The 22,640-nt window shown below is 71.1% G+C and carries 23 protein-coding genes; 11 read left to right on the forward strand and 12 right to left on the reverse strand.

Annotated elements, in window-relative coordinates:
• Window positions 1–23: 23 nt before the first annotated feature.
• Window positions 24–1,055 carry an anthranilate phosphoribosyltransferase gene (gene trpD, locus ACWCYY_RS19855; protein WP_449796793.1) on the reverse strand — a complete coding sequence of 344 codons (1,032 nt, stop codon included), beginning with the start codon at window positions 1,053–1,055 and terminating at the stop codon, window positions 24–26.
• A 183-nt stretch (window positions 1,056–1,238) separates the two neighbouring features.
• Window positions 1,239–1,658 carry a response regulator gene (locus ACWCYY_RS19860; protein WP_345279832.1) on the reverse strand — a complete coding sequence of 140 codons (420 nt, stop codon included), beginning with the start codon at window positions 1,656–1,658 and terminating at the stop codon, window positions 1,239–1,241.
• Between the two features lie 438 nt (window positions 1,659–2,096).
• On the opposite strand from ACWCYY_RS19860, the gene ctaE reads away from it, so the two are divergent.
• The 5 genes from ctaE to ACWCYY_RS19885 all read left to right on the forward strand — a co-directional run bounded on the left by ctaE (window position 2,097) and on the right by ACWCYY_RS19885 (window position 6,853).
• Complete coding sequence (gene ctaE / locus ACWCYY_RS19865; RefSeq protein WP_345279833.1) at window positions 2,097–2,717, forward strand: aa3-type cytochrome oxidase subunit III; 621 nt, start codon at window positions 2,097–2,099, stop codon at window positions 2,715–2,717.
• Window positions 2,718–2,861: 144 nt separating this feature from the next.
• A complete protein-coding gene (gene qcrC, locus ACWCYY_RS19870; protein WP_345279834.1) occupies window positions 2,862–3,671 on the forward strand; it encodes a cytochrome bc1 complex diheme cytochrome c subunit in 810 nt (269 codons plus the stop codon).
• Window positions 3,668–4,735, forward strand: a complete 1,068-nt coding sequence (gene qcrA, locus ACWCYY_RS19875) for a cytochrome bc1 complex Rieske iron-sulfur subunit (protein ID WP_345279835.1) — start codon at window positions 3,668–3,670, stop codon at window positions 4,733–4,735. Before qcrC ends, qcrA begins: the two co-directional genes overlap by 4 nt.
• Complete coding sequence (qcrB, locus tag ACWCYY_RS19880) at window positions 4,732–6,384, forward strand: cytochrome bc1 complex cytochrome b subunit (RefSeq protein ID WP_345279836.1); 1,653 nt, start codon at window positions 4,732–4,734, stop codon at window positions 6,382–6,384. Before qcrA ends, qcrB begins: the two co-directional genes overlap by 4 nt.
• A 103-nt stretch (window positions 6,385–6,487) precedes the next feature.
• Window positions 6,488–6,853, forward strand: coding sequence for a GntR family transcriptional regulator (locus tag ACWCYY_RS19885; protein ID WP_449796794.1), 366 nt, complete (start codon window positions 6,488–6,490; stop codon window positions 6,851–6,853).
• 115 nt (window positions 6,854–6,968) lie between these two features.
• Here ACWCYY_RS19885 and ACWCYY_RS19890 read toward each other — a convergent pair whose 3' ends face one another.
• The 4 genes from ACWCYY_RS19890 to ctaC form a co-directional block, all read right to left on the reverse strand.
• The gene (locus ACWCYY_RS19890; protein ID WP_449796795.1) at window positions 6,969–8,207 is read right to left on the reverse strand and encodes an Ig-like domain-containing protein; all 1,239 of its coding nucleotides are present in this window, start codon (window positions 8,205–8,207) and stop codon (window positions 6,969–6,971) included.
• Window positions 8,208–8,407: 200 nt separating this feature from the next.
• Window positions 8,408–8,806 (reverse strand): cytochrome c oxidase subunit 4, encoded by a 399-nt coding sequence (locus tag ACWCYY_RS19895; RefSeq protein ID WP_345279839.1) that lies wholly within the window; start codon window positions 8,804–8,806, stop codon window positions 8,408–8,410.
• Window positions 8,806–10,587, reverse strand: coding sequence for an aa3-type cytochrome oxidase subunit I (gene ctaD / locus ACWCYY_RS19900; protein ID WP_380150205.1), 1,782 nt, complete (start codon window positions 10,585–10,587; stop codon window positions 8,806–8,808). The genes ACWCYY_RS19895 and ctaD overlap by 1 nt, the downstream gene beginning before the upstream one ends.
• Window positions 10,584–11,438 (reverse strand): aa3-type cytochrome oxidase subunit II, encoded by an 855-nt coding sequence (ctaC, locus tag ACWCYY_RS19905; RefSeq protein ID WP_345279841.1) that lies wholly within the window; start codon window positions 11,436–11,438, stop codon window positions 10,584–10,586. The genes ctaD and ctaC overlap by 4 nt, the downstream gene beginning before the upstream one ends.
• A gap of 444 nt (window positions 11,439–11,882) precedes the next feature.
• Here ctaC and ACWCYY_RS19910 point away from each other — a divergent pair, with 444 nt between their 5' ends.
• Window positions 11,883–13,268 (forward strand): cysteine desulfurase/sulfurtransferase TusA family protein, encoded by a 1,386-nt coding sequence (locus ACWCYY_RS19910; protein ID WP_345279843.1) that lies wholly within the window; start codon window positions 11,883–11,885, stop codon window positions 13,266–13,268.
• A 43-nt stretch (window positions 13,269–13,311) separates the two neighbouring features.
• On the opposite strand, the gene ACWCYY_RS19915 is transcribed toward ACWCYY_RS19910, so the two are convergent.
• Window positions 13,312–14,289, reverse strand: a complete 978-nt coding sequence (locus tag ACWCYY_RS19915; RefSeq protein ID WP_345279845.1) for a carbohydrate kinase family protein — start codon at window positions 14,287–14,289, stop codon at window positions 13,312–13,314.
• Between the two features lie 253 nt (window positions 14,290–14,542).
• On the opposite strand from ACWCYY_RS19915, the gene ACWCYY_RS19920 reads away from it, so the two are divergent.
• Both ACWCYY_RS19920 and ACWCYY_RS19925 read left to right on the forward strand, forming a co-directional pair.
• Window positions 14,543–14,764 carry a hypothetical protein gene (locus tag ACWCYY_RS19920; protein WP_345279847.1) on the forward strand — a complete coding sequence of 74 codons (222 nt, stop codon included), beginning with the start codon at window positions 14,543–14,545 and terminating at the stop codon, window positions 14,762–14,764.
• An 83-nt stretch (window positions 14,765–14,847) separates the two neighbouring features.
• On the forward strand, window positions 14,848–15,429 hold the full coding sequence (locus ACWCYY_RS19925) for a hypothetical protein (RefSeq protein ID WP_449796796.1): 582 nt from the start codon (window positions 14,848–14,850) through the stop codon (window positions 15,427–15,429).
• Between the two features lie 62 nt (window positions 15,430–15,491).
• Here the strand turns inward: ACWCYY_RS19925 and erpA are convergent, their stop codons facing one another.
• Window positions 15,492–15,845, reverse strand: coding sequence for an iron-sulfur cluster insertion protein ErpA (gene erpA, locus ACWCYY_RS19930; protein ID WP_345279850.1), 354 nt, complete (start codon window positions 15,843–15,845; stop codon window positions 15,492–15,494).
• A 208-nt stretch (window positions 15,846–16,053) separates the two neighbouring features.
• On the opposite strand from erpA, the gene ACWCYY_RS19935 reads away from it, so the two are divergent.
• Both ACWCYY_RS19935 and ACWCYY_RS19940 read left to right on the forward strand, forming a co-directional pair.
• Window positions 16,054–16,926, forward strand: coding sequence for a GNAT family N-acetyltransferase (locus ACWCYY_RS19935; RefSeq protein ID WP_449796797.1), 873 nt, complete (start codon window positions 16,054–16,056; stop codon window positions 16,924–16,926).
• A 32-nt stretch (window positions 16,927–16,958) separates the two neighbouring features.
• Window positions 16,959–17,591: a (2Fe-2S)-binding protein gene (locus ACWCYY_RS19940; protein WP_345279854.1), complete on the forward strand. Its 633-nt coding sequence runs from the start codon at window positions 16,959–16,961 to the stop codon at window positions 17,589–17,591.
• A gap of 18 nt (window positions 17,592–17,609) precedes the next feature.
• Here ACWCYY_RS19940 and ACWCYY_RS19945 read toward each other — a convergent pair whose 3' ends face one another.
• The 3 genes from ACWCYY_RS19945 to ACWCYY_RS19955 form a co-directional block, all read right to left on the reverse strand.
• Entirely contained in the window at window positions 17,610–18,971 is a 1,362-nt protein-coding gene (locus ACWCYY_RS19945; protein WP_449796798.1) for a pyridoxal phosphate-dependent decarboxylase family protein, read from the reverse strand.
• A 178-nt stretch (window positions 18,972–19,149) separates the two neighbouring features.
• A complete protein-coding gene (locus ACWCYY_RS19950) occupies window positions 19,150–19,614 on the reverse strand; it encodes an Lrp/AsnC family transcriptional regulator (RefSeq protein ID WP_345279858.1) in 465 nt (154 codons plus the stop codon).
• Window positions 19,615–19,701: 87 nt separating this feature from the next.
• Window positions 19,702–21,051, reverse strand: a complete 1,350-nt coding sequence (locus ACWCYY_RS19955; protein ID WP_449796799.1) for a hypothetical protein — start codon at window positions 21,049–21,051, stop codon at window positions 19,702–19,704.
• Between the two features lie 195 nt (window positions 21,052–21,246).
• Between ACWCYY_RS19955 and ACWCYY_RS19960 the strand changes: the two genes are divergently transcribed.
• Window positions 21,247–21,588 (forward strand): DUF5713 family protein, encoded by a 342-nt coding sequence (locus ACWCYY_RS19960; protein ID WP_345279862.1) that lies wholly within the window; start codon window positions 21,247–21,249, stop codon window positions 21,586–21,588.
• 37 nt (window positions 21,589–21,625) lie between these two features.
• Here ACWCYY_RS19960 and ACWCYY_RS19965 read toward each other — a convergent pair whose 3' ends face one another.
• Window positions 21,626–22,552 (reverse strand): NADP-dependent oxidoreductase, encoded by a 927-nt coding sequence (locus ACWCYY_RS19965; RefSeq protein ID WP_449796800.1) that lies wholly within the window; start codon window positions 22,550–22,552, stop codon window positions 21,626–21,628.
• Between the last annotated feature and the right edge of the window lie 88 nt (window positions 22,553–22,640).

The following is a 22,640-nucleotide window of genomic DNA, read 5'->3' on the forward strand; positions in this document are numbered from 1 at the left end:
GGTCCGGGCCTTCAACTCGACGCTCAGGAACGGGTGGTGGCCTCGGCCCAGTTCTTCAGCAGGGTCTCGGCGGCGCCCGAGTCGATGGCCTCGGCGGCCCGCGCCATCCCGGCCTTCAGCTGCTCCGGGAGCGGGGCGTCGGTGAGGTCCAGGGCGGTCAGCGCGGCGGCCGAGTTGAGCAGCACCGCGTCCCGGACCGGGCCGCGCTCGCCCGCCAGCAGGCGGCGGACCACGGCGGCGTTGAAGGCCGGGTCGCCGCCGCGCAGCGCCTCGATGCCGACCAGGTCGATGCCGACCTCGCGCGGGTCGAAGGTGGTCTCGGTGACCTGACCGTCCTTCACCCTCCAGACGTGCGAGGTGGTGGAGATGGTCAGCTCGTCCAGGCCGTCGTCGCCCCGGAAGACCAGCGCGCTGGCGCCGCGGCGGGCCAGCACCCCGGCGATCAGCCCGGCGAGGCGGGTGTCGAAGCAGCCGATCGCGTGGGCGGTCACCCGGGCCGGGTTGGTCAGCGGGCCGAGGATGTTGAAGGCGGTCGGCACCCCGAGGTCGCGGCGGGCCGGGGCCGCGTGCCGCATCGCGGGGTGGAACACCGGGGCCGGGCAGAAGGTCAGGCCGACCTCCTCGGCGATCTCGGCCACCCGGTGCGGCGGGACGTCCGGGCTGACGCCGAGCTGCTCCAGCACGTCGGTGGCGCCGCTGGCGGAGGAGGCGGCGCGGTTGCCGTGCTTCACCACCTTGGCCCCGGCGGCGGCGGCCACGATGGCCGACATGGTGGAGATGTTGACCGTCTTGGCGCGGTCGCCGCCGGTGCCGACGATGTCCACCGCCGGTCCGGGGACGGTGAGTTGGACGGCGTGGGCGTACATCGAGTCGACCAGGCCGGCGATCTCGTCCACCGTCTCGCCCTTGGCGCGGAGCGCCACCACGAAGCCCGCCACCTGGACGGGGGTGGCCTCGCCGCTCATGATCCGGTCCATCGCCCAGGCGGCGTCGGCCTGGGTGAGGTTCTCACCGGCGAGCAGTGCGCTCAACAGGTCGGGCCAGGTACGGGCCATGGCTAGCTCCAGTTCTCCGTCTTGACGTGGACTGGAGCCAGCCTAGCGAGGTGCGGCCCGCTGATGCGGTCTTGTTCTTCCCTGTGAGACGGCCGAACCGTGCGGGACAGACCGTCAGATCCGGAGTGCGGCACCGTGGGTGGCTGGGCGCGCAGTTCCCCGCGCCCCCGGACGCATCACCACCTACGCAGGAGTACGCCTCGCCACGCGAGCTCGCAGTAGGGTGGCGGCGGACTCGGCGAAGGGGACCGGGTCGACCGGGTGGGAGATGGCGGCGTCGGCACGGGACCAGGCGGCGAGCCAGGAGTCCTGCGGGCGGCCGATGAGGACGAGGACCGGCGGGCAGCCGTAGATCTCGTCCTTGATCTGGCGGGCGACGCCGAGGCCGCCGGCCGGGACGGCCTCGCCGTCGAGGACGCAGAGGTCGATGCCGCCCTTCTCCAGGGCGCGCAGGACGGCGGGCACCGTCGCGCACTCCAGCACCTCGACCTCGGGGAGGTCGGCGGCGGGGCGGCGGCCGAGGGCAAGGGTGACCTGCTCGCGGGTGTTGCGGTCGTCGCTGTAGACGAGCACGGTGAGCGTCTCGTCCGTCGTGTGCGCCATGGGCCCTGCTCCCGGTGCTCGTCCTCTTATATGGGTGGTGCGCGCGCGGAGGCTCGACCGGGCCCGGATGTGATCCGGACCACGTTCACTTCCGGATGCTACTCCGGCGCACCGCCCGTGGTGAGCCCCTCGCGCGATCTCGCCGGGACGAGCCCTCCCGGGACTCACCCGCTCGGGCGACGGACCGTCACCCGGTGGGCCGAGTCCACCCGGACGGCGGAGGGAGCGGGCGCCCCTAGCCGACGGACCGTCAGGAGGCCCGGAGCAACACGCGGGGCGAACGGGTGTCGGCACCTTCCGATGAACCATCAGAAAACGGACACCGGGCCGGTGGAGGGGGTCTCCGACGCCCCGTCGGCTGCCATCGGGGCATACCGCACGCACCGGACACTCCGAGGTGGACCCCCCGGCGTGAAGACGGAATAAGGGACCGACATAATGTCCGTCGTGGCGACAGCAACAGCAACAGAAACCGGACACGCGCACGGAGCGGTCAACAGGCCGAACCTCGTCAGCGTCGGAACCATCGTCTGGCTGAGCTCGGAGCTGATGTTCTTCGCGGCCCTGTTCGCGATGTACTTCACCCTCCGCTCGGTCAAGGGCGCAGAGTTCTGGACCGAGAAGGCTCACGCACTGAACGTGCCCTTCTCCTCGGTGAACACCACGATCCTGGTGCTCTCCTCCCTCACCTGCCAGCTCGGCGTCTTCGCCGCCGAGCGCGGTGACGTGAAGAAGCTCCGCTCGTGGTTCGTCATCACCTTCGTGATGGGCGCGATCTTCATCGGCGGTCAGATCTTCGAGTACACCGAGCTGGTCAAGAAGGACGGCCTCTCGCTGTCCTCGGACCCGTACGGCACGGTGTTCTACCTGACCACCGGCTTCCACGGCCTGCACGTGACGGGTGGTCTGATCGCGTTCCTGCTGGTCCTGGCACGGACGTACGCAGCCAAGCGGTTCACGCACGAGCAGGCCACCGCCGCGATCGTGGTGTCGTACTACTGGCACTTCGTCGACGTCGTGTGGATCGGCCTGTTCGCGACCATCTACCTGATCAAGTAACCAGCTAGATCAGGTCGCTGGCCGCCGGCCGGAGCCGACTGACCGCACCGACCGACCGCGCGCGGCCCCGCAGCACCCGAGCAGAACGGGCCGCGCGGGGCACGCCCATCCAGCCGACCAGATCCTGACCCCGGGGTTAAATCCGTGAAAAAGCTCTCAGCACGACGGCGCCACCCACTGGCGGCGCTGCTCGTCCTAATCTTCGCCCTGGCGGCCACCGGGGGACTGTACGCCGCGTTCGCGCCCGCAGAGAAGGCGCAGGCCGACAGCTCGGCGCAGTCGCTCGCGATCGATGAGGGCAAGAAGCTCTTCGCCGTCGGCTGCTCCTCCTGCCACGGCCTCAACGGCGAGGGCACCTCGGACGGTCCGAGCCTGGTCGGCGTCGGCACCGCCGCGGTCGACTTCCAGGTGGGCACCGGCCGCATGCCGGCCCAGCAGCCCGGCGCGCAGGTGCCGAAGAAGAAGGTCATCTACTCGCAGCCCGAGATCGACCAGATGGCCGCCTTCGTGGCCTCGCTCGGCCCCGGCCCGGTGGTTCCGCTCAAGGAGCAGTACACCTCCACCAACCCGGACGACGTCGCCAAGGGCGGCGAGCTGTTCCGGACCAACTGCGCCCAGTGCCACAACTTCGCCGGTCAGGGTGGTGCCCTGACCCGGGGCAAGTACGCCCCGTCGCTCGAGGGCGTGGAGGCCAAGCACATCTACGAGGCCATGCAGACCGGCCCGCAGAACATGCCTTCCTTCCCGGACAGCACCATGCCCGAGGAGCAGAAGAAGCAGATCGTGGCCTTCGTCCGCCACACCACCAACGACGAGCCCAACCCCGGCGGCCTGACCCTGGGCAGCCTCGGTCCGGTGACCGAGGGCCTGTTCGGCTGGATCTTCGGCCTCGGCTCGCTCATCGCGGTCGCGATCTGGGTCGCCGCCCACACCACCAAGGCCAAGAAGTCATGAGCCACGACATGTCCAAGGACAACCTGCCGGAGTCGCACGACTCCCACGGCACCGCGGTCGCCACGCACGGCGACCCGTTCGCCGACCCGGGCCTGCCGGCCCACGAGCCGCGTCGCACCGACATCGACGAGCGGGCCGCCAAGCGGGCCGAGCGCCAGGTCGCGATGCTGTTCATCCTGTCGATGCTGTCGACCATCGGGTTCATCGCGTCCTTCGTGATCTTCCCGATCGACAAGATCGTCTACATCTTCCCGATCGGTCACGTCAGCGCGCTGAACTTCGCGCTCGGCCTGACCCTCGGCGTGGCGCTCTTCTGCATCGGCGCGGGCGCGGTCCACTGGGCCCGCACCCTGATGTCGGACCACGAGATCCCGGCCGAGCGCCACCCGATCGAGGCCGACGACGAGGTCCGCGCCGACGTCATCGAGCAGTTCAAGACGGGTGCCGCCGAGTCCGGCTTCGGCCGTCGCAAGCTGCTGCGCAACACCCTGATCGGGTCGATGGCCCTGGTGCCGCTCTCCGGCGTGGTGCTGCTCCGCGACCTCGGGCCGCTGCCCGAGGACAAGCTGGAGCACACCGGCTGGAAGGAGGCCACCCAGGCCAAGCCGCTCCAGCTGATCAACATGAACACCAACGAGCCGATGAAGCCCGAGGACGTCATCGTCGGCTCGCTCACCTTCGCGAAGCCGGAAGGCCTCGAGGAGGACGCGCACGACTTCCAGGTCCAGATCGCCAAGGACGCGCTGATGCTCGTCCGGATCGCGCCCGGCGACCTCAAGGACGAGAAGTCCAAGGAGAAGGGCTTCGAGGGCATCCTCGCCTACTCGAAGATCTGCACCCACGTCGGCTGCCCGATCAGCCTCTACGAGCAGCAGACCCACCACGCGCTCTGCCCCTGCCACCAGTCGACCTTCGACCTGGCGGACGGCGCGCGCGTCATCTTCGGCCCGGCCGGCCACCCCCTGCCGCAGCTGAAGATCACCGTTGACGAAGCGGGCTACCTGGTCGCCACCGGCGACTTCGACGAGCCCGTCGGTCCGAGCTACTGGGAGCGCAGCCGATGAGCACGAGCAGCACCTCGGGTGCCGCCAAGCCGGCCAGCACCCGCGCCAAGCCCGCCAACAAGTACGAGGCGGCCGCGGACTGGGCCGACGGCCGGCTGGGCATCTACAGCCTGGCCAAGGCCAACCTGCGGAAGATCTTCCCGGACCACTGGTCCTTCATGCTGGGCGAGATCTGCCTCTACACCTTCATCATCATCATCCTGACGGGTGTCTACCTCACCCTGTTCTTCACCCCGAGCATGGGCGAGACCGTGTACCACGGCTCCTACGCCCCGCTCCAGGGGATCAGGATGTCGGAGGCCTACGCCTCGACCCTGGACATCTCCTTCGAGGTCCGCGGTGGTCTGCTGATCCGTCAGATCCACCACTGGGCCGCGCTGGTGTTCGTCGCCGCGATGATCGTGCACATGATGCGCGTCTTCTTCACCGGCGCGTTCCGCAAGCCGCGCGAGGTCAACTGGGTCTTCGGCTTCCTGCTGCTGTTCCTGGGCATGTTCGACGGGTTCATGGGCTACTCGCTCCCCGACGACCTGCTCTCGGGCACCGGCATCCGGTTCATGGAGGGCGCCGTCCTGGCGGTGCCGCTGGTCGGCACCTACCTCCAGATGTTCCTGTTCGGCGGCGAGTTCCCCGGCACCGACATCGTGCCGCGGTTCTTCACCATCCACGTCCTGCTGCTGCCGGGCATCATGCTCGGCCTGCTGGTCGCCCACCTGATCCTGGTCTTCTACCACAAGCACACCCAGTGGGCGGGCCCGGGCAAGACCGAGCAGAACGTCGTCGGCATGCCGCTGATGCCGGTCTACATGGCCAAGGCCGGTGGCTTCTTCTTCCTGGTCTTCGGCATCATCGCCGCGGTCTCGGCGATCGCCACGATCAACCCGATCTGGGCGTACGGCCCGTACCGTCCGGACCAGGTGTCGACCGACGCCCAGCCCGACTGGTACATGGGCTTCTCCGAGGGCCTGATCCGCGTCATGCCGGGCTGGGAGATCGGCCTGTGGGGCCACACGCTGAACCTCGGCGTGTTCATCCCGCTGATGATCTTCCCGCTGGTCCTGGTCGCCATCGCGGTCTACCCGTTCATCGAGAGCTGGGTCACCGGCGACAAGCGCGAGCACCACATCCTGGACCGCCCGCGCAACGCTCCCGTCCGCACCGCCTTCGGCGCGGCCTGGATCAGCCTCTACCTGGTGCTGCTGATCGGTGGTGGCAACGACCTGTTCGCCACGCACTTCCACCTCTCGATCAACGACATCACGTACTTCGTCCGGGTGGGCTTCTTCGTCATCCCGGTGATCACGTTCATCGTCACCAAGCGCTGGTGCCTCGGCCTCCAGCGCCGCGACAAGGAGAAGGTGCTGCACGGTCGCGAGACCGGCATCATCAAGCGCCTGCCGCACGGCGAGTTCGTCGAGGTGCACGCGCAGCTGCCGCAGGCGGACCTGCACAAGTACACCGCCCACGAGCAGCCGCAGCCGATCGAGCTGCCGGCCGAGGTGGACGAGAACGGCGTCAAGCGCAAGGTCGGCGTCCTCGCCAAGACCCGCTCGAAGCTCTCCCGGGGCTTCTACGGCGAGGGCAGCCAGATCCCCAAGCCCACCGCCGAGGAGCACCACGAGATCACCAGCGGCCACGGCCACCACTGATCTCACCCGTAGCAACGCCACAGCCGATGGCCCCCGCCGCTCCCGCGGCGGGGGCCATCGGCCTTTCCGGCAGAATGGGGCCAACGAACCGTCAGGAGACCACGTGCAGCTGTCCGTCGACCACCAGTCGGCCACTCCCCCGTACGAGCAGGTACGGCTCCAGATCGCCGAACAGGCCCGCAGCGGGGCCCTGGCCGCCGGCCTGAGGCTCCCCACCGTCCGGGCCCTGGCCGAGGAGCTCGGCCTCGCCGCCAACACGGTGGCCCGGGCCTACCGCGAGCTGGAGGCCGACGGGGTGGTCGAGACCCACGGACGACGCGGCACCCTCATCGCCGCCACCGGCGACACCGCCCACAAGCTCGCAGCGGCGGCAGCGGCGGACTACGCGCAGCGGACGGCCCGCCTCGGCCTCACCGAGGCGGAAGCCCTCGCAGCGGTCACCAACGCGCTGAAGATCGCCCATCACTGACCCGGGGGCGCGAGGAACTGCGCGCTGGGGAACGGCAACACGTGCGACTGGCTGACGTGCCCCGACCTGGCGCTGGGCCGCCTTCCGCACTCGCGCAGTTCCTCGCGCCCCCGGGTCAACCGATGATCGGAGCCGCAGCCACCGTGGTGGTCGTCGGGGCCGCCGTGGAGACGGGCTTGCCGAGGGCGGAGTGCTGGACGTACTGGTCCCAGGGGACGTTCCAGTCGCCGAAGCCGTTGCCGAAGGGCTCCATCTGGTCGCCGCGGCTGTTGACGACCTGGACGACGTCGCCGATGCGGGTCTGGTCGAAGAACCACTTGGCGTTGTCGGTGCTCATGCCGGTGCAGCCGTGGCTGACGTTCTCGCGGCCCTGGGAGCCGACCGACCACGGGGCGGCGTGCACGTACTCGCCGCTCCAGGTGACCCGGGTGGCCCACTTCACCTGGAGGTCGTAGGCCTCGCTGCTGCCCTCGCGGATGCCGATCGACTCGCCGTTCATCCGGACCTGGGCCTCCTGCCCGAGCACCACCTTGACGCCGTTCCGGGTGGAGAAGCCGGGCTTGCCGGTGGTGACCGGGATGGACCGCTCCTCGACGCCGTTGCGCTTGTAGGTCAGGTAGTGCGAGCCGGCGTCGACCGTGACCTCCACCCGGTCGCCCGTGCGCAGCGTCCTGGTGGCCGTCTCGCCGCCGTACAGGTCGCCGGCGATGTGCCGGCCCTGCCGGTCGAAGGCGAGGCTGACGGTGGCGTTGGCGGGCCAGTACTCCTTGGGGCGGAAGTGCAGGTTCCTGGAGTCGACCCAGTACCAGGCGCCGGTGACGGCGGGCTCGGAGACCACCGTGAGGCCCCGCTCGACCTCCTGACGGGCCGCCGGGTCCTCGACCGCCTCGGAGAGCTTCACGGTGAGCGGCTGGCCAACGCCGTAGATCCCGCTGCCGGAGGAGTCGGGGCCGAGCTCGGCGGTGAGCAGGTGGGTGGCGGCGGCGGTGGTGAACTGCCGGGTGGTGCCGCCGCGGCCGCCCTTGCCGTCGTCGGCCAGTACCAGGACCCGGTACTTGCTGCCCGCCATCAGCGGGCCGGTCGAGCGCCAGCTGCGCTGATCGGCCGTCAGCTCACCGGGCAGCAGCCGCCCGTCGGCGCCGATCACCGTCACGTCGGTGAGCAGCCCGCCCTGTTCCGCGGAGACGGTGACGGCCTGTCCGGGGTCGGTCTCGCCGGTGGCGGAGAGCCGGACCATCGAGGTGACGTCCACCGGATCGGCGGGCCCCACGGCCGTCTCGGCGGGCCCCGCCGAGGAGCATCCCGCCAGGAGGGCCAGGGCCGCTGCCGCCGCGAGTCCGTGCCTGGTCTTCACGGCTGCCTCCTGGTGGGTGATCCGACGACGTATCAGATCGTAGGAACAGCCGACCGCAGAGGGCACCTCCAACACCACCGGCGTGCGCCCGGGCGGGTGAACGCACCACCCGGTGAGCCGCTGCGGGGTGCGGGAACGCCGGACGGCCGGACACCCCGTCAGGGATGTCCGGCCGTCCGGTCGGTGCGGGTGCCGGAACCTTACTGGTTCTGGTTCTCGCCCCGGTAGAACTCGAAGACCCAGCCGTACAGGCCGACCAGGATGATCGGGATGGCCCAGTACAGCAGCCACCAGCCGAAGACCACGCCCATGAAGGCCAGGGCGCCGCCGATGGCCAGCGAGAGCGGCTGCCAGCTGTGCGGGGCGAAGAAGCCCAGCTCGCCGGAGTCGTCCGCGACCTCGGCCTCGGGGTTGTCGCCCGCGCCGGTGTCCACCCGCTTGGCGGTGAACGCCAGGTAGTAGCCGACCATGGCGCACAGGCCGAAGGCGAGGAACAGCGCGGTGGTGCCGGCCGGCTCCTTCGACCAGATGCCGTAGACCACGGCCATGATCAGGATGAAGACGGCGAAGCCGATGAAGATCTTGCCCTGTTCCTTCATCAGGCGTCCCCGTCCTTCTTCAGGCCCTTGCCCAGCTGCGGAGCGTCGTACTTCGCGGGCGTGACGCCCTCGAAGTGCTTGCCCGGCTCACCGTGGTACTCGAGGTAGTCGAGCGCGGCGATGTCGGGGTGGTGCAGGTCGAACGCCGGGGACTCGGACCGCACCCGGGGAAGGGTGAGGAAGTTGTGCCGCGGCGGCGGGCAGGAGGTCGCCCACTCGAGCGAACGGCCGTAGCCCCACGGGTCGTCGACCTCGATCTTCTCGCCGTACTTCGCGGTCTTCCAGACGTTGTAGAGGAACGGCAGGATCGACAGACCGAGCAGGAACGACGCGATGGTCGAGATGGTGTTCAGGGTGGTGAAGCCGTCCGCGGCCAGGTAGTCGGCGTAGCGGCGGGGCATGCCCTCCGCGCCGAGCCAGTGCTGGACCAGGAAGGTGCCGTGGAAGCCGATGAACAGCGTCCAGAAGGTGATCTTGCCCAGACGCTCGTCGAGCATCTTGCCGGTCATCTTCGGCCACCAGAAGTGGAAGCCGGCGAACATCGCGAACACCACGGTGCCGAACACCACGTAGTGGAAGTGCGCCACCACGAAGTAGGAGTCCGAGACGTGGAAGTCGATCGGCGGGGAGGCGAGCAGAACACCCGTCAGACCACCGAAGAGGAAGGTGACCAGGAAGCCGACCGTCCAGAGCATCGGGGTCTCGAAGCTCAGCGAGCCCTTCCACATGGTGCCGACCCAGTTGAAGAACTTCACACCGGTCGGGACCGCGATCAGGAAGGTCATGAACGAGAAGAACGGCAGGAGTACCTGTCCGGTCACGTACATGTGGTGCGCCCACACGGTGACCGAGAGGCCGGCGATCGCGATGGTGGCGGCGATCAGGCCCTGGTAACCGAACATCGGCTTGCGGCTGAAGACCGGGATGATCTCCGAGACGATGCCGAAGAACGGCAGCGCGATGATGTACACCTCGGGGTGGCCGAAGAACCAGAACAGGTGCTGCCAGAGGATGGCGCCACCGTTGGCCGGGTCGAAGACGTGGGCCCCGAACTTCCGGTCCGCCTCCAGGGCGAACAGCGCGGCCGCGAGGACCGGGAAGGCCAGCAGCACCAGCACGGCGGTCAGCAGGACGTTCCAGACGAAGATCGACATCCGGAACATCGTCATGCCGGGCGCGCGCATGCAGATGATGGTGGTGATGAAGTTGACCGAGCCGAGGATGGTGCCGAAGCCGGAGAAGGCCAGGCCCATGATCCACATGTCGGCGCCGATGCCGGGCGAGCGCACGGCGTCGGAGAGCGGCGAGTAGGCGAACCAGCCGAAGTCCGCGGCACCCTGCGGGGTGAGGAAGCCGGCCACCGCGATGATCGAGCCGAACAGGTAGAGCCAGTAGGCGAACATGTTCAGTCGCGGGAAGGCGACGTCGGGGGCGCCGATCTGGAGCGGCATGATCCAGTTCGCGAAGCCCGCGAAGAGCGGGGTGGCGAACATCAGCAGCATGATCGTGCCGTGCATGGTGAACGCCTGGTTGAACTGCTCGTTCGAGAGGATCTGGGTCCCCGGACGAGCGAGCTCGGCGCGCATGACGAGCGCCAGCACACCACCGATCAGGAAGAACGCGAACGACGTCGCCAGGTACAGCGTGCCGATCGTCTTGTGGTCGGTGGTGGTCATCCACTTGATGATGGTGGACCCGGGCTTGCGGGTCCGCTGGGCACCGGCCGTGACCGAAGCCCCGGCGGCCCCGCCCGCGGCTGCGGGCTCGTTGAGGATAGTCACTTCTCACTTCCCTGGCTGCTGAAGATGCCCGAGGGCACCGCGCCCTTCTGGCCCTTAGCGCGCAGCTCGGCCAGGTGCTTGTCGTACTCCGCCCGGTCGACGACCTTGACGTTGAACAGCATCCGGGAGTGGTCGTTGCCACAGAGCTCGGCGCACTTGCCGCGGAAGGTGCCGTACGAGGTCGGCGTGACCTCGAACTTGTTCACCACGCCCGGGACCACGTCCTGCTTCATCAGGAAGTCGACGGGCCAGAAGTCGTGGATGACGTCCCGCGAGGTGAGGCGGAACTGCACGGTCTCGTTGATCGGCAGGTAGAGCGTCGGAGGCTCGCCCGTGGTGCCGACCTCGTACGCGGCCTGGGTGTTGGCCGGGTCCGGGTTCTCGGTGTTCTCGTAGTTGAACGCCCAGCTCCACTGGAAGCCGACCACGTTGATCATGTGGTCCGGCTTGGCGGAGGTCTGGGTCAACCGGGCCTCGTCGCGGGCGACGAAGTAGAACAGGACCGAGACGATGACGAGGGGGACCGCGGTGTACAACGCCTCGATGGGCAGGTTGTACCGGGTCTGCGGGGGGATCTCCACCTTGCTGCGGCTGCGGCGGTGGAAGATCACGCTCCAGATGATCAGACCCCACATCAGTGCGCCGACCACCAGAGCCGCGATCCAGGAGCCCTGCCACATGCGGAGGACCAGCGGGCCCTCTGCGGTGACGGGGGTCGGAAGGCCAAGCCTGGGGAGGTCGTTGGCCGAGCAGCCGGTGGCGGTCGCGATGACGAGGCCCAGTGCCAGCGCCTGAGGCAGCTTCCGCCGCATCGTGCGCCGCGGCGAGCGGTCGGAGCCGTTGGGACTCACGTAGCGCCTTCCCGAAGTCTCGCCCGGGATCGCGTCGCCCCCGGGAGTCGCTGTGCGCCTCCCCGGCGACCCGGCCACGGGCACGGTTTGAATGCTTATGCGGGCCAAACGCTACTGCATCCTTATGCGGCACTCACGAGCAGCCCCCGCTAACGCGCCGTCCGGCTACCCGATCAGCCCTCAGAAGAGTGGAGTACCAGGTCAGAGCGGCCGATCAAGGCTCTCACACCCGGACTCCGGGCCCTCGGCGCCACGCTCAGGCGTACCGGGCAAACCGTCAGGAACCAGGCTGCGGAGCCCATCTGGAGGATCGAGCTCCGTACGCACGTCTGACACTCGGTCAACTGTCCGTCCACCGTACGGGTGAGGTGACCCGGCCGTCCGGACCCCTCCCGGCCGTCCCCGGGACGACCCCTCGGGGTCCGCTTCGGGTTAGATGGCGCCATGTACTTCGACGTGGCGTCCACGGCCCCGCTGCACCCCGTCGCCCGGCAGGCGCTGACCGCCGCACTGGAGGAGGGGTGGGCCGACCCGGCCCGGCTGTACCGCTCCGGGCGGCAGGCCCGGATGCTGCTGGACGCCGCGCGGGAGACGGTGGCCGAGGTGCTGGGGTGCCGGGCCGACGAGGTGTCCTTCACCGCCAGCGGCACCCAGGCCGTCCAGCTCGGCGTACTGGGCGCGCTGACCGGCCGCCGCCGGACGGGCCGTCACCTGCTGCACTCGGCGGTCGAACACTCCAGCGTGCTGCACTCGGCCGAACGCTTCGAGGCCGAGGGCGGCGAGGTCACCGCCGCCCCGGTGGACCGGTACGGCCGGGTCTCCCCCGGGGCCTTCGCCGCCCTGGCCCGCCCGGACACCGCGCTCGCCGTGCTGCAGTCCGCCAACCACGAGACCGGCACCGTCCAGCCGGTGGAGGAGACGGCCGAACTGCTCGGCGAGGTCCCGCTGCTGGTGGACGCCGCCCAGTCGGCCGGCCGGGTGGCCCTGCCCGGCGGCTGGTCGCTGCTGGCCGCCAGCGCCCACAAGTGGGGCGGCCCCGCCGGGGCCGGCGTGCTCGCCGTCCGCAAGGGCGTCCGCTACGTCTCCCCGCTGCCCGCCGACGAGCGCGAGCGCGGCCGGGTGCCCGGCTACGTCAACGTCCCGGCGATCGTCGCGGCCGCCGCCTCGCTGCGCGCCGTCCGGGCGGAGGCCGAGGCGGAGAACGCCCGTCTGCACGCCCTGGTCGAGCGGATCCGCCGTCAGGTCCCGAGCCTGGTCCCCGAGGTGGAGGTGGTCGGCGACCCGGTGCACCGGCTGCCCCACATCGTCACCTTCTCCTGCCTCTACGTGGACGGCGAGGTGCTGCTGGGCGAGCTGGACCGGGCCGGCTTCGCGGTCTCCTCCGGCTCCTCCTGCACCTCCTCCACCCTGACGCCCAGCCACGTCCTGGCCGCGATGGGCGTCCTGACGGAGGGGAACGTCCGGGTCTCGCTCCCGTACGGCACCCCCGAGGCGGGGGTGGACCGTTTCCTGGAGCTGCTTCCCGGGCTGGTCGCCGGGGTCCGCGCCCCGCTCGGCCTCGACCTGCCGGCCCCGGCCGCGGCCACCTCGGAGGAGCTGGTCCTCGACATGCTGGGCAAGCGCTGCCCGCTGCCGGTGATCGAGCTGGCCAAGCGGATCGGCGAGGTGCCGGTCGGCGGCAGCGTGGTGGTGCTGGCCGACGACGAGGCGGCCCGCCTCGACGTCCCCGCCTGGTGCGAGATGCGCGGCCAGGCCTACCGCGGCACCGCCCCGGCCGAGCACTACGGGGTCGAGCGGGGCACCGCGTACCTGGTGGAGCGGACGGCCTGAAGGGGGCCCCGGCCTGCCGGGACCCCCTCCGGGTGACGGTGCGTCAGCGCGCGAGCTTCGCGCGGACCTCGGCTGCGGCCTCCTCGCCGTAGGCGAGGGCGAAGCGGTCCAGGAAGACGCCGTGCTTGAGCTCGTACTCCTGGGTCCCGACGGTCTCGATCACCAGGGTGGCCAGCATGCAGCCGAGCTGGGCCGAGCGCTCCAGGCCGAAGCCCCAGGACAGACCGGCCAGGAAGCCGGCCCGGAAGCCGTCGCCCACGCCGGTCGGGTCGGCCTTGCGCTCCTCGACCGGGCAGCCCACCGTGACGTCCGGCTCGCCGGCCCGCTGGATCCGCACGCCCTTGGAGCCCAGGGTGGTGATCCGGGTGCCGACCCGGCGCAGGATCTCCTCCGCGTCCCAGCCGGTCTTGGTCTCGATCAGCGCGGCCTCGTACTCGTTGGTGAACAGGTACGTGGCGCCGTCCACGATGGTGCGGATGTCGTCGCCGTCCAGACGGGCCAGCTGCTGCGAGGGGTCGGCCGCGAAGGCGTAGCCCCGGGTGCGGCACTCCTGGCTGTGGCGGACCATCGCGGCCGGGTCGTCGGCCCCGATCAGCACCAGGTCCAGGCCGCCGACCCGGTCGGCGATCGGCTTGAGCTCGATGCTGCGGGCCTCGGCCATCGCGCCGGTGTAGAAGGACGCGATCTGGTTGTGGTCCTGGTCGGTGGTGCACATGAAGCGCGCGGTGTGCCGGGTCTCGGAGATGTGCACCGAGTCGGTGTCCACGTTGTTGCGCTCCAGCCAGCTGCGGTACTCCTCGAAGTCCGCTCCGGCCGCCCCGACCAGCACCGGGCGCAGGCCCAGCACACCCATGCCGAAGGCGATGTTCGGCGCGACCCCGCCCCGGCGGATGTCCAGGGTGTCCACCAGGAACGAGAGCGACACCGTGTGCAGCTGCTCGGCGACCAGCTGGTCGGCGAAGCGGCCGGGGAAGGTGGTCAGGTGGTCGGTGGCGATCGAGCCGGCGACGGCGATGCGCACGGAGGACTCCTCAGGTGGCCGGCGACGGCCGGGTCAAGCGATGGAATTGACCCCCACACGTTACCGGGCCGTCGCCCGGGCGCCCACCACGCCTCCGGTTCCACCCGGGCGCGACACCCACGGGTACTACCGCGCGGTAAGCCTGGCCCGGCCCGGTCCGCCGATCTAGGGTCGAATCTGCCGGGGCCCGACCGCCCGGCCCTTCCCAGGCCCGCGACCCACCCTCGCGGCCCGCCGATCGGAGCCCGTACCGATGATGCCGAACCGGCCGACCACCCTGCGCGTGCCGTCCGCCCTCCGGGGTGACGCGGACCTCGAGTCCCTTGACGCACTGGTCAGTTCCTCCCGCCGGATGGGCCACTTCTGGCCCACCAGCACCCTTCAGCCCGAGCCCGCCCGCCCCACCCGCGGCGCCGTCTCGGTCCCGCCGGGCACCCGCCGGCTGGTGGCGGGGATGTCCGAGTACGGCAGCTGACCCGAGGCCGGTGGAACCGGTTTCCTCCCGGGCACGTCAAAGCCGCACAGCACGACGCTGCACCCTCGGGAGGAAGACGCACCATGGACCAGAAGACCCGGCTCCGCCGGACCGTCGCCGTCGCCGGCCTGCTGCTCGCGCTGGGCACCGCGACGGCCTGCGGCTCGGCCACCACCTCCGGTTCGACCGCGCCCGGCGACGTCCCGGCGGGCACCCCGTCGGCCACCGCCTCGGCCTCCGCCTCCGCGAGCCCGTCCAACCCCGAGCCCCGGCCCTCCACTCCCCCGCCGGTGAAGGTCTCGCCCACCCCCACCCCCACCGCGACCACCCCCGGCATCGCGGTGGGCGAGCCCGACCCGAACGGCAAGGCGCCCGGGGTCTCGTACCGGGTGGACGGGCTCCGGCTGACCGTCACCTTCTACGGCGGGGTCTGCGAGAAGTACGGGCTGAAGCTGGACGAGTCCAAGGCCGGCACCGTGCAGGCCAAGGTCGTGGTCCGGGAGCCGCAGCCGGCCGGGCAGGCCTGCGCCGCGATCGCCAAGCTGCAGGAGGTCTCGGCCGACCTCAAGACGCAGCTGGAGGGCCGGACGGTCTTCGACCAGAACACCGGCCAGGAGCTGCCGCGCAACCAGGGCCCGGACGAGGTCGGCGGCCCCAAGCACTGAGTCGTCCCGGACACGGCGAAGGCCCCCACCCGGAACTCCGGGTGGGGGCCTTCGCGGTACGACTAGCTGAACGAGTCGCCGCAGGCGCAGGAGCCGGTGGCGTTCGGGTTGTCGATCGTGAAGCCCTGCTTCTCGATGGTGTCGACGAAGTCGACGGTGGCGCCGCCCAGGTAGGGGGCGCTCATGCGGTCGGTGACGACCTTGACGCCGTTGAAGTCCTTCACGACGTCGCCGTCGAGCGAACGCTCGTCGAAGAAGAGCTGGTAGCGCAGGCCGGAGCAGCCACCGGGCTGCACGGCGACGCGGAGCGCCAGGTCGTCGCGGCCCTCCTGGTCCAGCAGACCCTTGACCTTCTCCGCGGCGGAATCGGTGAGGAGCAGACCACTCTCGACGGTGGTCTCGTCCTGGACGCTCATCTGGTTACTCCCGGTATGTGACGACGAACTGCCGCCAGTGCCAACCAGCGGCCTCCCGGATTCATTTCCCCGGGCGGTGGTTCTCGAGTGCTGGAGGTGGTACGTGTCCACCCTCCACGCCCCATGCTCGCACACCGCCGGGGCCTGGTCACCGGCCGATCCTGACAAACCCCCCGCCCGGGGCACGCCGTCGCGGCAGGATGAGCGGGTGATCATTCGTCAGCTCCAGGACACCTCCGCCGACGCGGCGGCCGTCGAGGCGGTGAGCCGGGCCGCCTTCCGCGACCTGGCCGGCCGGGAGGACGGCTCACCGCCCGATCCGGACCGGCGCACCCGCGAGCTCGCCCGGACGGTGCACGCGATCCGCCACGACCAGCCCGGCTGCTGGGTCGCCGAGGAGGACGGCGAGACCCTCGGGGTGGCGCTGTCGCTGCGCCGCGAGGGCCTCTGGCTGCTCTCGCTCTTCGCCGTGCTGCCCAAGGCCCAGGGCCGGGGCATCGGCCGGCTGCTGCTGGAGCGGGCGGGCACGTACGGGCGGGGCTGCCTGCGCGGGATGCTCTACGCCTCGGCCTCCCCCGCCGCCGCCCGGCGCTACCGGCGGGCCGGGTTCACCCTGCACCCGGCGATGCGGCTGACCGGGAGGGTGGACCGGGCCGGGCTGCTCGACCCGGGCGACATCCCGGTGCACCCGGGCAACCGCACCCACCTGCACCTGCTGGACTCGGTGGACCGCCGGGCCCGCGGCGCGGCCCACGGGGTGGACCACGGGTTCATGCTGGCCCACTACGACGAGCTGCTGATCGCCGACACCCTGGCCGGGAGCGGCTACTGCTACCGCGACGGCGGGACCGTGAAGCTGCTGGCCGCCACCTCCAAGCGGATCGGCACCCGCCTGCTGCGGGAGGCGCTGGCCCGCACCCCGGACGGCACCGAGGTGCTGGTCGAGGGGCTGACGGCGGAGCAGGAGTGGGCGGTGGACGTCGGGATGGAGCTGGGCCTGTCGCTCTCCACCGAGGGCTACCTGGCGGTGCGCGGGATGCGGCCGCCGGCCACCTACGTGCCGAACCCGGCGTTCCTGTGACCGGGGACGGGGGCCTGACGGAGGGTCAGGAGGTGCTGCGGAAGGTGGGCGCCGTCGGCGGGTTCTTCGCCGTCGCCACCGGGCCGAGGCCGCCGGAGGGATTCCGGCCGGTGGCCGAGCTGCGCTCGGCGGCCTTCCTCCGCGAGCGGATCGCCGACGTGGCGCGGCGGATGCGGACCTCCGAGCTCCGGGTGGCGGCCTCGGCGGCGCAGCTGGGGGCGGCGGCCCGGCTCTGGTCGGTGGCGCTGGGCACGGCGGCCGTCGGCGGGGTGGTGCCGGACCTGGCGGGGGCGTACTGGCGGCTGGTGCCCGGCGGGATGCTGGAGCTCTGGGTGCCGGGGGTGCGGGAGCCGGGCCCGGCGGGGCTGGCTGCGGAGCTGTACCTGGAGGTGGTGGAGGGTCAGCTGCGCCCGTTCGGCGAGGCGGTGCGCCGGGTGGTCCCGGTGGCCGAGGGGCTGCTCTGGGGGAACGCGGCTTCGGCGCTGGCCGGGGCGGTGAAGGTGCTGGGGGCCGGTCGTGAGCTGGCGGCCGAACTGCAGGCCGTCGGCCCGCTGCGCGGTGCGCTGCGGGCCGACGGGAGACGCACGAGCTGCTGCCTGTACTACCGGGCGCCGGCGGGCGGCCTGTGCGGGGACTGCGTCTTCGACCGGCCGCCGGGGCGGTGAGCTGACGGCGGGTCGGGCTCAGGCCATGGTGGCGAGGATCTCCTCGACCATCTCCATGGTGGTGCCCGGGTGCAGGAAGGCGAAGCGGGCGACGGTCTCGCCGTCCCAGCCGGTCGGGGTGACGAAGCCGATCTGGTCGGCCAGCAGCTGCTGGGACCAGCGGTAGTAGTCCTCGTGGGTCCAGCCGGTGCGGCGGAAGCAGACCGAGGAGAGCTGGGGGTCCATCAGGAGCTCCAGGTGCTCGGTGCGCTCGATCAGGGCGGCGGTCTCCCGGGCCAGGGTGAGGCCGGCCTCGATCGCGTCGGTGTAGGCCTGGGTGCCGTGCACAGCGAGGGAGAACCAGAGCGGCAGGCCGCGGGCCCGGCGGGTCAGGTGGTAGGCGTAGTCGGTGGGGTTCCACTCGTCGCCCTCGGTGTGCAGCACGTCCAGGTAGGAGGCGTCCTGGGTGTGCACGGCGCGGGCCAGCTGCGGGTTGCGGTAGATCAGCGCGGCGCAGTCGAACGGGGCGAACAGCCACTTGTGCGGGTCCACCACGAAGGAGTCCGCGTGCTCGATGCCGTTGTAGCGCTCCCGGACGGAGGGGGCGAACAGGCCGGCGCCGCCGTACGCGCCGTCCACGTGGAACCACATGCCGCGCTCGCGGGTGACCTCGGACAGGCCCTGGAGGTCGTCGACGATGCCCTCGTTGGTGGTGCCCGCGGTGCCGACCACCGCGATCACGGTCTCGGGGTGCGGGTCGGCGGCCAGCGCGGCGCGCAGCGCCTCGCCGGTGAAGCGGCGGTCGACGGTGGGGACCTTGAAGGCCTCGACGCCGATGATGTTGAAGGTGTTCTTCACCGAGGAGTGCACCTGGTCGGCGACCGCGACGCGCAGCTTGACGCCCTCGCCGAGGCGGCGGCGGGCGGTGTCGCGGGCGACCACCAGGGCGGAGAGGTTGCCCGCCGAGCCGCCGGAGACGAAGGTGCCGCCGGCCGTCTCGGGCATCCCGGCCCGGTCCGCTATCAGGCGCAGCACCTGGTTCTCAGCGGCGATGGCGCCGGCCGCCTCCAGCCAGGAGATGCCCTGGAGCGAGGCGCAGGAGACCACCATGTCGAAGAGCAGCGCGGCCTTGGTGGGGGCGCACGGGATGAAGGAGAGGTAGCGCGGGCTGTCGGCGGAGATCACCGCGCGGGACAGCTCGTGGTCGTAGAGCTTCAGCACGTCGGCCGGGTTGTTGCCGCTCGGGTTGAGCAGGCCGGCCAGCTGGGCCTTGAGGTGCTCGCCGTCGCCGGGGTGGTCGAGCGGCACCGGGTCGTACTGCAGCCGCTCGCGCATGTAGTCGAACACCAGGTCCACCAGCTCGTTGTCGGGCCGGTGCATGCGGTCGGGGGCTGCGGACATGGTGGTGCCTCTCGCTGCGGTGAGGGTCGGGGGAGGCCCGGGGCGCGTGGGGTTGCCGGACATGATCAGCGTAGGCAGCGGTGTGCGCCCGGCGCGCGTCGGAACGCGGCGGTCCGGGCCGGAATCGAGCGTGTTCGCGGGGGGCGACGCAGGATTCCTGCGTCATCCGGGGGACGTGCTAGCCGATGAGCCGGGAGAGGACCACCGAGCTGCGGGAGCGCTGGACGCCGGGCTCCTTGCGGATGCGCTCGATCACGGCCTCCAGGTGCCGGGTGTCGGAGGCCCGCAGGTGGACCAGGGCGTCCGGGTCGCCGGTCACCGTCCAGGCGGCGACCACCTCGGGGAACTGCCGCAGGCTGGCCAGGATCTCCTCGGGGGCGGTGCGCTCCCGGCAGTAGACCTCGACGAAGGCCTCGGTCTGCCAGCCGAGCACGTCCGGGTCGACCACCACGGTGAAGCCGCGGACCACGCCGCGGGCCCGGAGCCGGTCGATCCGGCGGCGGACGGCGGTGGCGGAGAGGTTGGCCAGCAGGCCGATCTCGGCGTAGGAGGCGCGGCCGTCCCGGCTCAGGTGGGTGAGCAGCAGCCGGTCGGTGTCGTCCAGGGAGGCCCCGCCGGGATCTGACGGTCTGTTGGTGCTCATCGGTACGGGGCTCCTGGGAAGAAACGAAACGCCGAACCATTCTGCACCGAGGGACGCGCCCGGTGCCGGGCGCGCCCCCGTGGCGGGTTACTGGCCCTTGACGTCGGGGATCCGGACGGCGCCGGCCGAGCAGTCCCGGAACTCGTACCAGGGCGCCGTGCCGGTCCAGCGCAGCAGGCCTCCGGTGGCTCCGGTGCCGCCGGTGGCGGCGTTCGCGTCGGAGAACCGGCAGCCGTCGTAGAGCAGCTTGCCGGTGGTGGTGGCGCTCGTGGTGGTGACCTGGTGGGAGCCCATCAGGGCGCAGTCCTGGTACCGGATCATCGGGGCGCGGTTCGGGGTGACCGCGTCGAAGCGGTAGACGTGCGTCGCCACGGCCGTGGTGGCCCAGCCCTGGAAGGAGAGCGCGGTGTCGTCGCAGGAGACGAAGGTGATGTTGCCCTTGTACCAGGCCGAGTCGATCACCTTGTGCTTGTCGCTGCGGAGCTCGAAGCGGATGCCCTGGACGTACAGGCGGTTGACCGAGTCGGCCCGGCCGGTGGTGCCGCCGAGCTTGAAGAAGGTCCCGTAGGCCTCGGTGTCGGTGAGGATGTACGAGCCACCGGTGAAGTTCATCGAGCCGCCGCGCTCGTTGCGGACGAAGACGCCGGACTTGAACTCGACCTTGCAGTCCCGGAACCACATGTTGAGGAACTGGTCCTGCTGGCTCGCGGCGGGGGTGGCGCCCATCACCAGGAAGGCGTCGGCGTAGCTGCCGGCCACCTGGCAGTGGTCCCAGCCCATCTCGCTGTTGAGGTCGGACTGCGGGCTGGTCTTGTCGCCCGCCGCCCGGTCCGGCGCGCCGTCCAGGACGATCCCGGCCTTCCAGTCGCCGCGCCACTCGACGTCGGTGTACCAGGTGTCCTGCACGCCGCCGGCGTCCGAGGAGTAGGCGTAGTTGAAGGTGGAGGTGGCGTCGCGGCTGTCGAAGGTGAGGCCGCTGATCCGGATGTTCTTGTACCGGTCCCGGTTGGTCCAGAAGGTGGTGTTCCGGGCGGTCGGCGCGTAGGTGATCCTGCTCAGCCGCTTGCCGTGGCCGACGATCGCGATGCCGTCCACGATCCCGCCGTTGCCCGGGCCCGCGATGCCGGGCAGCAGCGCGTCCGGCTGGGTGATCAGGTAGTTGCCCGGCGGGATCAGCAGCACCTTCTTCGGGATGGCGCCGGAGACCGGGTCGGGCTGGAAGGACGCCAGCAGCTCGGTGGCCGCGTCCTTGAACGCCTGGTCGCTGGGCGTCTGCCCGGTCGGGTCGGCGTTCTTGGCCAGCACGTCGACCACGTAGGTGCCGGCAGCGGCCTCGGCGGTCCCGGCGCCGAGCGCCAGCGCCCCGACGGCACCCGCCCCGGTCAGGCCGGCCAGCAGTGAGCGGCGGCCGAGCGTGCCTCGTTCGTTCGCGGACATGCGTACTCCCCCGTGAGGTTCCAGTGGATCTTCCTCGATCCGACCAAGATCCTCATTGATGACGGGGATTATCACAAGGGAGATGTGACGACGGGTCAGCTAGGGCGATTCCGCCGGACGGGTGCCCGGGGCCGGCCCGTCAGTGGCGACGGGCATGATCGGCGGATCGGTTCGTCGAGGAGATCGGGTGGGCACGTGGCGATTGCGAACCAGCGGGTGGCGGGGCACGCCTTCCTGTCGCAGATGTTCGAGGATCCGTACTTCCCCGATCACCTCGTCGACCGGGGCAAGGCGATCCTGCTGAGGCTGTGCGAGCGGATCGAGGCCGAGCGGCCGGCGGACCTGGCGGGCCTGTACGCGCTGACCCACGCCTCGACCGAGGAGTTCAACCTGCTGGAGGTGGAGCTCGAGGCGGCCGGGAGCGAGATCGAGACGGTCGCGCGCGAGTGGATCGGCGACGAGTTCTGGTTCGTCGCGTCGGCGTACGGGTTCACGGAGGCGGACGGGGAGGAGCTGATCGCCACCCGGAACTGGTGAGCCGCACTCCGTCCGTCCGCTCTCCGTCCGGCGGCGGTCAGTCGACCAGGAGGACGATCTTGCCGCGGGTGCGGCCCTCGGCGTTCAGGGCCTGGGCGCTGGCGGCCTGGGCGAGGGGGAAGGTGGAGGCGATCGGGACGCGGAGCCTCCCCTCGTCGGCGAGACGGGCGAGGTCGGCGAGGCCCTCGGCGTCGGGGCGGACCCAGACGTAGTGGCCACCGAGGGCCTTGACGCCGTAGTCGGTGACGGAGGCGATCCGGGAGCCGTCCGGGACGAGGCCGGCCGAGACCGCCACCGCGTCGCCGCCGATCAGGTCGACCGCGGCGTCCACCCCGTCGGGGGCGAGGGCGCGGACCCGGTCGGCCAGCCCCTCCCCGTACGTGACGGGCTCCGCGCCGAGGGAGCGCAGGAACTCGTGGTTGCGCTCGCCGGCGGTGCCGATCACCCGCAGGCCGAGCGCCTTGGCGATCTGCACCGCGAAGACCCCGACGCCCCCGGCGGCGGCGTGCACCAGCACGGTCTGGCCCGCCGTCACCCCGAGGGCCCGGACCAGGCACTGGTGGGCCGTCAGCCCGGCCAGCGGCAGGCCGCCCGCCTCGGCCCAGCTCAGCGAGGCCGGCTTGCGGGCCAGCGTCCGCACCGGGGCGGAGACCAGCTCGGCGTACGTGCCGTGCTGCACCGCGTCCTTGCGGACGTAGCCGAAGACCTCGTCGCCGGGGGCGAACTCGGTGACCCCGCCGCCGACCGCCTGGACCACCCCGGCCGCGTCCCAGCCCATGACCAGCGGGAAGTGCGCGTCGGTGACGCCGTCCAGGTACCCTTCCCGGATCTTCCAGTCCACCGGGTTGACCCCGGCGGCCTTCACCCGGACCAGCACCGAGTCCGGGCCGATCTTGGGGTCGGGGAGCTCGGTGTACTCGACGACCTCCGGGCCGCCGTAACGCCTGATCGCGATTGCCTTCATGGCTGTCCAGCCAACCCGACGCGACGGTCTACACGACGCAACGGCACGCGGTTCTCGTCACATCGACACTTCGGCCATCGTCAGAGTG

The organism is Kitasatospora sp. NPDC001664, from assembly GCF_053596675.1.

Coding starts and splice junctions, on each gene's coding strand:
- ACWCYY_RS19965 (WP_449796800.1), bottom strand. CDS start 22,552: ATGAAGGCAATCGCGATCAGGCGTTACGGCGGCCCGGAGGTCGTCGAG.
- ACWCYY_RS19895 (WP_345279839.1), bottom strand. CDS start 8,806: ATGAAGGAACAGGGCAAGATCTTCATCGGCTTCGCCGTCTTCATCCTG.
- ACWCYY_RS19860 (WP_345279832.1), bottom strand. CDS start 1,658: ATGGCGCACACGACGGACGAGACGCTCACCGTGCTCGTCTACAGCGAC.
- ctaE (WP_345279833.1), top strand. CDS start 2,097: ATGTCCGTCGTGGCGACAGCAACAGCAACAGAAACCGGACACGCGCAC.
- ACWCYY_RS19920 (WP_345279847.1), top strand. CDS start 14,543: ATGATGCCGAACCGGCCGACCACCCTGCGCGTGCCGTCCGCCCTCCGG.
- ACWCYY_RS19910 (WP_345279843.1), top strand. CDS start 11,883: ATGTACTTCGACGTGGCGTCCACGGCCCCGCTGCACCCCGTCGCCCGG.
- ACWCYY_RS19955 (WP_449796799.1), bottom strand. CDS start 21,051: ATGTCCGCGAACGAACGAGGCACGCTCGGCCGCCGCTCACTGCTGGCC.
- erpA (WP_345279850.1), bottom strand. CDS start 15,845: ATGAGCGTCCAGGACGAGACCACCGTCGAGAGTGGTCTGCTCCTCACC.
- qcrA (WP_345279835.1), top strand. CDS start 3,668: ATGAGCCACGACATGTCCAAGGACAACCTGCCGGAGTCGCACGACTCC.
- ACWCYY_RS19925 (WP_449796796.1), top strand. CDS start 14,848: ATGGACCAGAAGACCCGGCTCCGCCGGACCGTCGCCGTCGCCGGCCTG.
- trpD (WP_449796793.1), bottom strand. CDS start 1,055: ATGGCCCGTACCTGGCCCGACCTGTTGAGCGCACTGCTCGCCGGTGAG.
- qcrB (WP_345279836.1), top strand. CDS start 4,732: ATGAGCACGAGCAGCACCTCGGGTGCCGCCAAGCCGGCCAGCACCCGC.
- ACWCYY_RS19950 (WP_345279858.1), bottom strand. CDS start 19,614: ATGAGCACCAACAGACCGTCAGATCCCGGCGGGGCCTCCCTGGACGAC.
- ACWCYY_RS19945 (WP_449796798.1), bottom strand. CDS start 18,971: ATGTCCGCAGCCCCCGACCGCATGCACCGGCCCGACAACGAGCTGGTG.